This window comes from Pantoea sp. SS70 (assembly GCF_029866845.1).
In the GTDB taxonomy this organism is placed as follows: domain Bacteria; phylum Pseudomonadota; class Gammaproteobacteria; order Enterobacterales; family Enterobacteriaceae; genus Pantoea; species Pantoea leporis.
This window is the reverse complement of sequence record NZ_CP117199.1, coordinates 1426615-1438616: the sequence shown is the minus strand read 5'-3', so window position 1 is coordinate 1438616 and position 12002 is coordinate 1426615. Positions and strand designations below refer to the sequence as shown.

Genomic DNA, 12002 nt, shown 5'->3' with positions numbered 1-12002 from the left:
CCGGTTCAACAGTTTGGTAGTACACCCAGAGGATTCGATGGCCAAAGAAGACAATATTGAAATGCAAGGTACCGTACTGGATACGTTACCGAACACCATGTTCCGCGTAGAGCTTGAAAACGGGCACGTGGTTACCGCTCATATCTCCGGTAAAATGCGCAAAAACTATATCCGCATCCTGACGGGCGACAAAGTGACTGTCGAGTTGACCCCGTACGACCTGAGCAAAGGCCGCATTGTCTTCCGTAGTCGCTAAGTAGATATTTCTATCTCGCGCTGATGACACAAACTTAGCGCAAAAAAAAGGCCGGATTCGCATCCGGCCTTTTTCATATCTGCATAACGCTTAGTGTACAGTACCTTCGGTTTTACGTTTTTCCGCACTCAGGAAGTGGTAAGTCAGCTGGTTTTTATCTTTATCCAGCGCTACTGATACCGATCCACCATCAACCAGCGAACCAAACAGCAGTTCATTCGCCAATGGTTTCTTCAGATTTTCCTGTACGGCACGTGCCATCGGACGCGCACCCATCGCTTTATCGTAGCCTTTATCAGCCAGCCAATCGCGCGCATCATCGCTAACTTCCAGCGATACGCCCTTCGCATCCAGCTGAGCCTGCAACTCGACGATAAACTTATCCACTACCTGATGAATCACTTCCTGAGACAGGTGACGGAACCAAATAATGTTGTCGAGACGGTTACGGAACTCTGGGGTGAAGATCTTTTTGATCTCCTCCATTGCGTCTGTGCTGTTGTCCTGATGAATCAGGCCAATCGACTTACGTTCGGTCTCACGCACACCGGCGTTGGTGGTCATCACCAGCACCACATTGCGGAAATCTGCTTTACGGCCGTTGTTATCGGTCAGCATACCGTTGTCCATCACCTGCAACAGCAGGTTGAAAACATCCGGATGCGCTTTCTCGATCTCATCCAGCAGCACCACAGCGTGCGGATGTTTGATCACCGCATCAGTCAGCAAACCGCCCTGATCGAAGCCAACGTAGCCCGGAGGCGCACCAATCAAACGGCTGACGGTGTGACGTTCCATATACTCGGACATATCAAAACGCAGCAACTCGATACCCAGCGCTTTTGCCAGCTGGACGGTAACCTCTGTTTTACCGACACCGGTTGGGCCCGCAAACAGGAAGGAACCGACCGGTTTACGATCCTGGCCCAAACCTGCACGGCTCATTTTGATCGCTTCAGTCAGTGCTTCAATCGCATTATCCTGACCAAACACCAGCATCTTCAGACGATCGCCGAGATTTTTCAGCGTATCACGATCGGTTTGTGACACGCTCTGCTCAGGAATACGCGCAATACGTGCCACCACCGTTTCAATATCCGAAACGTTAACGGTTTTCTTACGCTTGCTGACGGGCACCAGACGCGCACGCGCACCGGCTTCGTCAATCACGTCAATCGCTTTATCCGGCAGATGACGATCGTTGATGTACTTCACCGCCAGCTCCACTGCCGCACGCACCGCTTTGGCGGTATAACGCACGTCATGGTGCGCTTCGTACTTCGGTTTCAAGCCGTTAAGAATTTGCACGGTCTCTTCCACAGAAGGCTCGGTGATATCGATCTTCTGGAAACGACGCGCCAGCGCACGATCTTTCTCAAAAATGTTGCTGAATTCCTGATAGGTCGTTGAACCCATCACGCGAATTTTGCCGCTGGAGAGCAACGGTTTGATCAGGTTCGCCGCATCCACCTGGCCACCCGATGCCGCACCGGCACCGATAATGGTATGAATTTCATCAATAAACAGGATGCTATTACTGTCCTGCTCCAGCTGTTTCAGCAGCGCTTTGAAGCGTTTTTCAAAATCACCACGGTATTTGGTACCCGCCAACAGCGAACCGATGTCGAGTGAATAGATGGTGCACTCTTTCATCACTTCCGGTACGTCGCCCTGCACAATGCGCCAGGCAAGCCCTTCGGCAATCGCGGTTTTACCCACGCCCGATTCCCCCACCAGCAGCGGGTTATTCTTACGACGACGGCATAACACCTGAACAGTACGTTCCAGCTCTTTATCGCGGCCGATCAGCGGATCGATTCCGCCGACACGAGCAAGCTGATTAAGATTGGTGGTGAAGTTTTCCATACGATCCTCCCCGCCTGCTTGCTCTTCGTTAACCGGATTCTCCGCATTGTTCTGCGGCTGGCCGGGTTCGTCTTTACGCGTACCATGGGAGATGAAGTTCACCACATCGAGACGGCTCACTTCGTGTTTGCGCAGCAGATAAGCCGCTTGCGACTCCTGCTCGCTGAAAATCGCGACCAGCACGTTCGCGCCTGCGACTTCGCTGCGACCGGAGGACTGGACGTGGAATACCGCGCGCTGCAGCACACGCTGGAAGCTGAGCGTAGGTTGGGTATCGCGCTCCTCTTCACTGGCAGGCAGCACCGGCGTGGTTTGTTCGATGAAGGCTTCGAGTTCCTGACGCAGAGCCACGATATCCACCGAACAGGCTTCCAGTGCCTCTCTAGCCGACGGGTTACTGAGCAATGCCAGCAACAGATGCTCGACGGTCATAAACTCATGACGGTGCTCGCGCGCTCTGGCGAAAGCCATATTTAAACTGAGTTCCAGTTCTTGATTGAGCATTTGGCACCTCCCCCAATTATCGCTCTGACAACCTATCTCCTATATGGAGATGGCTTCAGGCTTTTTCTAGCGTACACAGCAACGGATGTTCATTATCTCGTGCGTAATTGTTCACCTGGGCTACTTTGGTCTCCGCCACTTCTGCAGTGAATACACCACAGATTGCTTTTCCATGGTAGTGAACTTTCAACATCAGCTGCGTTGCACGTTCAATATCATAAGAAAAGAACTTTTGCAGAACGTCAATAACAAATTCCATAGGTGTATAATCGTCATTATTCAGAATGACTTTATACATTGAAGGCGGCTTTAACCCTTCGCGTACTTTATCTTCGGCTAGATGTTCAAAATTAAGCCAGTCGTTTGTGTTTGCCATAATGTTCCGTCGAAATTCTGCGTTACGGTTGTGCACATCTCTGCGCCCATTCCTAAAGTTTAACATGCCTGTCAAGCCGGTTTTCAGTTGATAAAAACTGGCCCTAAAAGCACATGCGCGACCTGTATCACAAAATTTGCAATAGCGTTAACTGCCTCAAATTTTGATGAATTTATCCCCGTCCGCCAGGGCCGTTTGCTTGACGGTAAGGTCCGTTTCTCTACATTCTACTAACACAAGCTGATTGAGTTTTAAACAAACTCGACTCACAGCTTCGATGACCTCACCTACTTATCAAAATGTCTTGCGAGGGAAGTAAAAGCATGGAGACGGGTACAGTAAAATGGTTCAATAACGCCAAAGGCTTCGGGTTTATCTGTCCGATTAGCGGCGGCGACGATATCTTCGCACACTACTCCACGATTCAGATGGAGGGATACAGAACGCTGAAAGCTGGCCAGCAGGTTCAGTTTGATGTCCATGAAGGACCAAAAGGCAATCATGCCAGCCTGATCGTGCCCTGTGAAGCCACGCAAGCCGCGGTCGCTTAACGCGCATGCTGTTTCACGTATTCTGACCACTCCCGAAAAAAAATGCCAGCCGCAGACGCTGGCATTTTTATTTGGCGCATCTCACCCTTTCCTCAATCCGCCCGGCCGCGAGCCAACCACATCACGCGCGCAAACAGCTGATCCAGCAACGGCGGAATCGCCTGTGGCCCGCGTTCAGCCGCAGCCATCGCGACGGCAATCGCCAGCTCAGGTTTCGAGCTGCGCTGAATGGCTTTACTAATAATACGCCGCGTGTTCATCGGCGCGTTTAACGGCAGGTGCGCCGTCTGGTAATAAACATCGCTGAAACCCTGCTTATAGAGAAAATGTTCAATATCCGGTGCCGGAAACTGCGTGAGATGATCGCTTTCCCGTGACGCCGACGGTAGCTGGCTGCGGGCAGTCGCCGCATATTTGCTGCCCGCCTGGTCGCCGTCGGTCAGCACATGCCAGGCGATGCCCATGCGTTGGGCGAACTTCAGCAGCGGTTTCAAGCCCGATTGCGCAAACTCAATGACTTTCACTCCTTCCGCCGCGAAGTGATAGCCACGCTGCCGCGCCAGTTCATTGATAATCCACACTTCGGTCTCGCCTTCCACCAGCAGCCAGCAGCGGGCAAACAGCGCCGACGGACGATTCACGCGGATGTGGAAACCGTTACGGCGACTCTCTTCAGCGCTTAAACCTTCTGGCCCAATGCGCCATGCCGCCACCCGCGCGGGTTCACGCACCAGCCGACACATATTTTCCAGTGGCACCTGCGACAGCAGTTCACCCGAGTTGGTGGTGGCGATTTTCTGTAGCGGCATCAGTTCCAGTAAATTCCACGCCACCGACAGCATAATGGGATGCAGCCGCGTCTCCGGATCTTCCACCAGCAGCAGCGGATGCGCACCCGCCGGCAGCGGCTCGTTGCCGTGCGCCTGAATCAACAGCGAGAACATGCGCAGCAGAATCACCTGACGACTGCGTGATTCGGTGCCGGCAATCAGGTGATTAAGTTTATCCAGCGATCGCCAGCCTTCGCTGCCATCGCGAACTTCCGGTGCCACGCGCGGCGCGCTGCTGCCTGACTGCTGCACCAGAAAATAGTGTTCCAGCAGCTGCTGCATAGTATGCAATCCCTGACGCAGCAGATCGTCACTCAGCGTTTGCGGGCGCACCACCAAATCGCGCGTCAGCTTTTCCACTTCCTGCGCCAATGCCGTCAGCGTCGTCGCACGCCGCTCCGCATCGTTATCAGCATGGCGGTTACGACGGCCAAAACGCGCATCGCGTAAACGCAATACCGGATAATAAGCGCGCAGATGTGCCAACGCTGCGTCGGTGCCTGCTGTAGGCAACACATCGTTATGCTGATCGATGAAACGCCAGCTGGTTTTTACACCCTGATCCTGACGTTTAGCACGCGTGCTGAAACGGATATAGCGGCCATGCTCATCGTGCTGCCAGAAAGGCTGAAACAACGCATTCTCATCATCGCTCTGGGCACGAAAACGAAATACCAGCTGCAACTGGCGCATGCGGGCATCAATGTCGCCGGGCGGGAAGTGAAAGTCGTGTTCGGTAAACTGATAAGGCTCGGCGGCGGGCGCCAGCAACAGCGTCAATGCATCGAGCAGGCTCGATTTACCCCAGGCATTTTCCCCAATCAATACATTGGTGTTGGTCAACGGCAATGACAGCCGATTAATACCGCGAAAACCGTGAATATCGATATGTTCCAGAATCATCATACATTCCATCTGCTACTTTGCCTGAGCATGGTCCGCCACGCTGCGTTGGTCAAGTCAGCGCCAGGGGAAAAGGTTTACACTTCAACCGTTTTTCGCTAGCGTGGCAGCCCGCAAATCATGGATAGAAACCTCACATGTACGGATTGATTATCATCCTTTTGCCGCTAATTCTTGGCTATCTGTTGCCGCTGCGCCACACCACGCTGTTGCAGGCGGTTGCCCGCACGCTGAGCGCGCTGGTCTACATCATTCTGTTCTTTATGGGCACCAGCCTGGCGTTCCTCGATAACCTGAGCAGCAATCTGATGGCCATTTTCCACATCGCGCTGGTGAGCATGCTAAGCATTCTTGCCTGCTCGCTGCTGGCGCTGTGGCTGCTGGAGCGACGCTGGCCGTGGCGTCATCAGCACAAGCCACAAGCGCTGCCGTCGCGTCTGCATATGGCGCTGGAGTCGCTCAAGCTGTGCGGTTCGGTGCTGGCAGGCTTTCTGCTCGGTTTGAGTCAATGGGCGCCACTGCGTCACGCCTCGACCATCAGTGAATACGCCTTGATGCTGATGCTATTGCTGGTCGGTATTCAGCTGCGCAGCAGCGGCATGACGCTGCGTCAAATCACCATCAACCGTCGCGGCATGCTGGTGGCGCTGGTATCGCTGTGCAGTGCGCTGGTGGGCGGCGTAATGGCCGCGCTGCTGCTGGATCTGCCGATCAAAACCGGCCTGGCGTTAGCCAGCGGTTTCGGCTGGTATTCGCTCTCCGGCATTCTGATGAGCGAATCGTTCGGCCCGGTGATAGGCAGCGCCGCCTTCTTCAACGACCTGCTGCGTGAGCTGATCACCATTATGCTGATCCCGCTGCTGATCACCCGTCAACGCAGCATGACGCTGGGCTTGAGCGGCGCAACCTCGATGGATTTCACGCTGCCAATCCTGCAACGCACCGGCGGCATGGAGATCGTGCCCGCTGCGATTGTGCACGGTTTTATTATGAGTTTGCTGGCGCCAATCCTTATCGCCCTGTTCTCGGCATAACGCATTTTTTCACGCCTGCACGCCAGCTTCATCGTCTACGCTTTCTGACTGACACGTTTTCGCCATCGGCATGGATGGCTCAACACCAGAAAGGAGCATAACGATGAAGCAAACTGTGGCGGCAATGCTGGCAAAAACTTTGGAAAACGCCGGCGTGAAACGCATTTGGGGCGTCACCGGTGACTCTCTCAACGGGCTGAGCGACAGCCTGAATCGCATGGGCACCATCGAATGGATGCCGACGCGCCATGAAGAAGTGGCAGCCTTCGCGGCCGGCGCTGAAGCACAAATCAGCGGTGAATTGGCGGTATGCGCCGGTTCCTGTGGACCGGGCAACCTGCATCTCATCAACGGCTTGTTTGATTGCCACCGCAATCACGTTCCGGTTTTGGCCATCGCCGCCCACATTCCTTCCAGCGAAATTGGTAGCGGCTATTTTCAGGAAACCCACCCACAAGAATTATTCCGCGAATGCAGCCACTATTGCGAGCTGGTTTCCAATCCGGAGCAGCTGCCGCAGGTGCTAGGCATTGCGATGCGTAAAGCGATTCTCAATCGTGGCGTATCAGTGATTGTGATCCCCGGCGACGTGGCATTGCAGCCGGCCCCGGAAAGCGCACGCAGCGAATGGTATCCGCCGCAGTTGCCGCACGTGGTGCCAACCGCCCGTGAAGTGGCCGCCTTAGCTGAAACGTTGAATGCAGCGAAAAATATCACCCTGCTGTGTGGCAGCGGTTGCGCTGGCGCGCATGACGAAGTGGTGAAGCTGGCAGAAACGCTAAAAGCGCCGATTGTGCACGCGATGCGCGGTAAAGAGCACATCGAATATGATAACCCTTACGATGTCGGCATGACCGGATTGATTGGCTTCTCCTCTGGTTTCCACGCCATGATGAATGCCGATACCTTAGTGCTGCTGGGGACGCAATTCCCCTACCGCGCCTTCTATCCGGCCGATGCCAAAATCATTCAGATCGACATCAATCCGGGCAGCCTTGGCTCACACAGCCATGTGGATATGGCGCTGGTGGGTGACATCAAAACCACCTTGCATGCGCTGCAGCCGCAGCTCACCAGCAAAACCGATCGTCAGCATTTGGACAAAGCGCTGGAGCATTATGTCGATGCGCGCAAAGGGCTGGACGAACTGGCCACCGCTAACGATAAGCTGGCGATTCACCCGCAATATCTGGCCCAGCAAATCAGCGAATACGCCGATGACGACGCCATCTTTACCTGCGACGTCGGCACGCCAACCGTGTGGGCAGCGCGCTATCTGAAGATGAACGGCAAACGTCGTTTGATCGGCTCGTTCAATCACGGTTCGATGGCCAACGCCATGCCGCAGGCGTTGGGCGCGCAGTCGCTGGACAAGCAGCGTCAGGTGGTGGCGCTGTGTGGCGACGGCGGTTTTAGCATGTTGATGGGCGATTTCATTTCGGTGGCGCAGCTCAAGCTGCCGGTGAAACTGGTGATCTTCAATAACAGCGTGCTGGGCTTTGTGGCGATGGAGATGAAAGCCGGTGGCTATCTGACCGACGGCACCGACCTCGAAAACCCGGATTTCGCCGCCATCGCCGCCGCCTGCGGCATCAAAGGCATTCGCGTCGAGAAAGCCTCCGATCTTAACGGCGCGCTGCAGGAAGCCTTTGCGCATGATGGCCCGGTGTTGCTTGACGTGATTACTGCCAAAGAAGAGTTGTCGATGCCGCCGCAGATCAAAGCCGAGCAGGCCAAAGGTTTCAGCCTCTACATGATGCGCGCCATTCTGAATGGACGCGGTGATGAGATCGTGGAGCTGGCGAAAACCAACTGGCTGAGGTAAAACAATTCAGGCCAGACATGATGATAACGCGGGCACTTCGCCCGCTTTTTTATTTCAGGAGAGCGACGTGATCGATCTACGCAGTGATACCGTAACCCGCCCAAGTGCTGCCATGCTCGATGCCATGATGGCAGCCGAAACCGGCGATGATGTCTACCGCGATGACCCCACCGTACACGCACTGGAAGTCGAAGCCGCACGCTTGAGCGGCAAAGCCGCCGCCCTGTTCTTCCCCACCGGCACGCAAGCTAATCTGGTAGCGCTGCTGTGTCACTGCCAGCGCGGCGATGAATATATCGTCGGTCAGCAGGCGCACAACTACAAATATGAAGCCGGCGGCGCAGCGGTGCTCGGCAGCATTCAGCCACAGCCAATTCTGCATGCGGAAGATGGTTCCCTGCCGCTGGCGGAAGTGGCCGCCGCCATCAAACCCGACGATTTCCACTTCGCCCGCACCCGTCTGTTGAGCCTGGAAAACACCCATCACGGTAAAGTGCTGCCGCTGAGCTATCTGGAGCAAGCGTGGATCTTCACCCGCGAGCACAAGCTGGCGCTGCACATTGATGGCGCACGTATTTTTAACGCCGTGGTGGCACAGAATGTGGAGCTGGAAGCGATTGCGCGTTACTGCGACACCTTAACCATCTGCCTGTCAAAAGGCCTCGGCACGCCGATTGGTTCGCTGCTGTGTGGCGATGAAGCCTACATTGAGCAAGCGCGTCGCTGGCGCAAAATGACCGGCGGCGGCATGCGCCAGTCGGGCATTCTGGCCGCGGCGGGGCTGTATGCGTTGAAGCACAATGTCGCGCGTCTCAAAGAGGATCATGATAATGCGGCATGGTTAGGCGAGCAGCTCAGCGCCATCGGTGTTGAAGTGCTCAATCAGCACACCAACATGCTGTTTGTGAAGGTGCCATCAGAGAAAGTTGACGCGCTGAAAAGCTGGATGCAGTCGGGCGATGTGCTAATCAGCGTTGGGCCCGTAACGCGTATTGTCACGCATCTGGATGTCAGCCGTCAGGATCTGCAACGGTTGGTGGCGCACTGGCAGGCATTCCTGCAGCAGTAAACAAACGGTCGCCATTTATGGCAACCAATGCCGCGTATCACTGCGCCGCGCCGTACTTCGCTAATAACGCGCGGGCGATCGCCAGGGTTTCTGCATCGGCGATGCCGCGATAATCACGCGGGCGGAAATGCATTTGAAACGCCGCAATCAGCTTGCGCTGCATCTGCGGCGTGGTCGCCGCCGCCACGTCGTAGCCATAGCGCTGCAGCGCATCCAGCAGTTCTGCCTGATCCACGCCTTCATCCGCCGCGCGTCCGTTAAGATAGCGCTGCACCGTTGCCTGCTCGGGCCAAGCGCCTAAACCGTGCTCTGCCAGCTGCTGCCAGGGAAACAGCGGACCGGGATCCTGCTTACGCTGCGGCGCGATATCGCTGTGCCCGACCACATTTTCCGGCGCGATGCCGTAGCGCTGAGTGATATCTTTGACCAGCGCCATCAGCGCGCTGATCTGCTGCGGCGTAAAGGGCTGCCACTGCAAACCCGTTAAGGTTCGACGATAACCACTGTTGACGATTTCAATACCAATCGAAGTGTCATTAATACGCGTTGCGCCGCGCCAGAAACTCGGGCCTGCGTGCCACGCGAGTTGGCTTTCCGGCACCAATTGCCACACCACGCCCTTGCCGTTTTTATGCGGCGGATTCTGCGGAATCAGGTAGTGCGCGCTAACTTCCCGATCGGTCAGCGTCGCCAGCGAATTGGAGAAATCCTCAGCGGTGTAATGAATCACCACCACCTTAATACGCGGCCGCGCGCCCTGCGCCGGATGCGCGGTATCCACCCAGTAACCGTGGCGCGCTTCAATCGATGACTGACAAGCGCTGAGTAACAGCGCCATCGCCAGCAGGACAACCACGCGCATTAGCGAATAATCACGGCGGTGCCGGTGACGCTCACCATCAACATGCTGCCCTCTTTGCCGACAGTTTCGTAGTCGATATCGATGCCCACCACCGCGTTGGCGCCGAGCGCTTTCGCCTGCTCTTCCAGCTCTTTAAAGGCGATCTGGCGCGCTTTGCGTAACTCTTTTTCGTAGGCGCCAGAGCGGCCACCGACGATATCGCGGATACCGGCGAAGAAATCGCGGAAAATATTGGCGCCGAGAATCGCTTCACCGGCGACCACGCCGCAATATTCACTGATGCTGTGTCCTTCCAGCGTGGGCGTTGTAGAAAATTTCATGGTGTTCTCCTTTTCTGAATCAGCTCGTAGCGCTTAAAAGCAAGGCTATACTCTATGCTAAAAATGGCGCTTTGCCAGTGAACAATAAGGAAATCGAGATGAGAAACAATGCCTTTGCGCTGCTTATTCCCGCAGCGTTGCTGCTAAGTGCTTGTACCACCGTTGAGCCAGTGATTAAGGATAATGGCCCGCGCACCGCTGCCTGCGTTGACGGGGGTCCGGACAGCGTGGCGCAACAGTTCTACGATTTACGCGTCAGCCAGCCGACGCAAGGTTTGCCAGACAGCAACACACTGGCGAAATATCGCCCTTACCTGAGCGATCGCCTGTATCAAAAGCTGCTGAGTGCCAGCAGCCAGAATCCGAAACCAGCGGCGTGGACCCGCGGCGATCTCTTTTCCAGCCTGGCGCAAGGCCCAACTTCAGCGGATGTGGCCAGCGCATCCACCATTCCTAACCGCGACGCGCGCAATATTCCGCTGCGGGTTGAGCTGAGCCGCGACAGCAAAACCTGGCAAGATGAAGTGCTGATGATCCACGAAGGCACCTGCTGGGTAGTTGATGATGTGCGTTATGTCGGCCAGGTGCCCCACGCTGGCGGCGGTTCGCTGACGCAGCTGCTGGAAGCGAAAAAGTAACCGTTCACTTTTTCCGCCGTTAATACCATTGATTAGCGCGCCGCATCCTTGCGGCGCTTTTTGTTGATATTTTGTGAACTAAATAGGGCTCGCCAGCCCTTATCCACCTTGAGTTGCGCGATTTTGTGCTACGCTTTGGAGGTTTCACTGCTCTTTAATAAATATTAACCCACCACAATTGCATAACTATTCTGGTGACGTTAAAATCCGCGACACTAATTACTATTCATTTTTTGCGCATGAGTATTCAACTAAACGCCATAAACTGTTTTTACGGTACCCATCAGGCCCTGTTCGATATCAACCTGGCTTGTCCGCAGGGTGAAACGCTGGTGTTGCTCGGCCCGAGTGGCGCGGGTAAAAGTTCGCTCCTGCGCGTCCTCAACTTGCTGGAGCAACCGCGCTCCGGCAGCCTGCAGATTGCCGGCAACCAGTTTGATTTCACCAAAGCCCCTTCCGACAGCGCGATTCGCGAGCTGCGGCAGAACGTGGGCATGGTATTCCAGCAATACAATCTGTGGCCGCACCTTAGCGTGCTGCAAAACCTGATTGAAGCGCCGTGCCGCGTGCTCGGCCTCAGCAAGGACGCCGCGCGCGTGCGTGCTGAAAAGCTGCTGGACCGTCTGCGCCTGACGCCTTACGCCGATCGCTTCCCGCTGCATCTTTCCGGCGGCCAGCAGCAGCGCGTCGCGATTGCCCGTGCGCTGATGATGGAGCCGCAGGTGCTGCTGTTTGATGAACCGACTGCCGCGCTCGATCCCGAAATCACCGCCCAGATCGTCAGCATTATTCGTGAGCTGGCACAAACCAACATCACACAAGTGATCGTGACGCACGAAGTGGAAGTGGCGCGTAAAACCGCCAGCCGCGTGGTGTATATGGAAAACGGTCACATTGTTGAGCAAGGCGATGCCAGTCACTTTACACAGCCGCAAACCGACGCGTTTGCTAATTATCTTTCGCATTAA

At 55.4% G+C, this 12002-nt stretch carries 12 protein-coding genes; 7 read left to right on the top strand and 5 right to left on the bottom strand.

What is annotated here, in order from left to right; all coding sequences use genetic code 11:
* Positions 1 to 37 precede the first annotated feature (37 nt).
* Positions 38 to 256 carry a translation initiation factor IF-1 gene (gene infA / locus PO881_RS06610; protein ID WP_002211347.1) on the top strand — a complete coding sequence of 73 codons (219 nt, stop codon included), beginning with the start codon at positions 38 to 40 and terminating at the stop codon, positions 254 to 256.
* A 90-nt stretch (positions 257 to 346) separates the two neighbouring features.
* Here infA and clpA read toward each other — a convergent pair whose 3' ends face one another.
* On the bottom strand, positions 347 to 2626 hold the full coding sequence (clpA, locus tag PO881_RS06605; RefSeq protein ID WP_064740732.1) for an ATP-dependent Clp protease ATP-binding subunit ClpA: 2280 nt from the start codon (positions 2624 to 2626) through the stop codon (positions 347 to 349).
* A 55-nt stretch (positions 2627 to 2681) separates the two neighbouring features.
* Positions 2682 to 3002 (bottom strand): ATP-dependent Clp protease adapter ClpS, encoded by a 321-nt coding sequence (gene clpS / locus PO881_RS06600; protein ID WP_007887621.1) that lies wholly within the window; start codon positions 3000 to 3002, stop codon positions 2682 to 2684.
* Between the two features lie 323 nt (positions 3003 to 3325).
* On the opposite strand from clpS, the gene cspD reads away from it, so the two are divergent.
* The gene (gene cspD, locus PO881_RS06595; protein WP_007887624.1) at positions 3326 to 3553 is read left to right on the top strand and encodes a cold shock-like protein CspD; all 228 of its coding nucleotides are present in this window, start codon (positions 3326 to 3328) and stop codon (positions 3551 to 3553) included.
* A 92-nt stretch (positions 3554 to 3645) separates the two neighbouring features.
* Here cspD and PO881_RS06590 read toward each other — a convergent pair whose 3' ends face one another.
* Entirely contained in the window at positions 3646 to 5286 is a 1641-nt protein-coding gene (locus tag PO881_RS06590) for an ATP-dependent endonuclease (RefSeq protein WP_280172882.1), read from the bottom strand.
* Positions 5287 to 5423: 137 nt separating this feature from the next.
* On the opposite strand from PO881_RS06590, the gene PO881_RS06585 reads away from it, so the two are divergent.
* The 3 genes from PO881_RS06585 to ltaE all read left to right on the top strand — a co-directional run bounded on the left by PO881_RS06585 (position 5424) and on the right by ltaE (position 9214).
* Complete coding sequence (locus tag PO881_RS06585) at positions 5424 to 6320, top strand: lysine exporter LysO family protein (protein WP_280172634.1); 897 nt, start codon at positions 5424 to 5426, stop codon at positions 6318 to 6320.
* Between the two features lie 103 nt (positions 6321 to 6423).
* Positions 6424 to 8145, top strand: coding sequence for a ubiquinone-dependent pyruvate dehydrogenase (gene poxB / locus PO881_RS06580; protein ID WP_192234431.1), 1722 nt, complete (start codon positions 6424 to 6426; stop codon positions 8143 to 8145).
* A gap of 67 nt (positions 8146 to 8212) precedes the next feature.
* Positions 8213 to 9214: a low-specificity L-threonine aldolase gene (gene ltaE / locus PO881_RS06575; RefSeq protein ID WP_192413886.1), complete on the top strand. Its 1002-nt coding sequence runs from the start codon at positions 8213 to 8215 to the stop codon at positions 9212 to 9214.
* A 37-nt stretch (positions 9215 to 9251) separates the two neighbouring features.
* On the opposite strand, the gene PO881_RS06570 is transcribed toward ltaE, so the two are convergent.
* Positions 9252 to 10076, bottom strand: coding sequence for an N-acetylmuramoyl-L-alanine amidase (locus PO881_RS06570; protein ID WP_280172633.1), 825 nt, complete (start codon positions 10074 to 10076; stop codon positions 9252 to 9254).
* On the bottom strand, positions 10076 to 10396 hold the full coding sequence (locus PO881_RS06565; RefSeq protein WP_007887640.1) for a heavy metal-binding domain-containing protein: 321 nt from the start codon (positions 10394 to 10396) through the stop codon (positions 10076 to 10078). The genes PO881_RS06570 and PO881_RS06565 overlap by 1 nt, the downstream gene beginning before the upstream one ends.
* Positions 10397 to 10494: 98 nt before the next feature.
* On the opposite strand from PO881_RS06565, the gene PO881_RS06560 reads away from it, so the two are divergent.
* On the top strand, positions 10495 to 11034 hold the full coding sequence (locus PO881_RS06560; protein WP_101760977.1) for a lipoprotein: 540 nt from the start codon (positions 10495 to 10497) through the stop codon (positions 11032 to 11034).
* A 239-nt stretch (positions 11035 to 11273) separates the two neighbouring features.
* Positions 11274 to 12002 (top strand): arginine ABC transporter ATP-binding protein ArtP, encoded by a 729-nt coding sequence (gene artP / locus PO881_RS06555; protein WP_192413890.1) that lies wholly within the window; start codon positions 11274 to 11276, stop codon positions 12000 to 12002.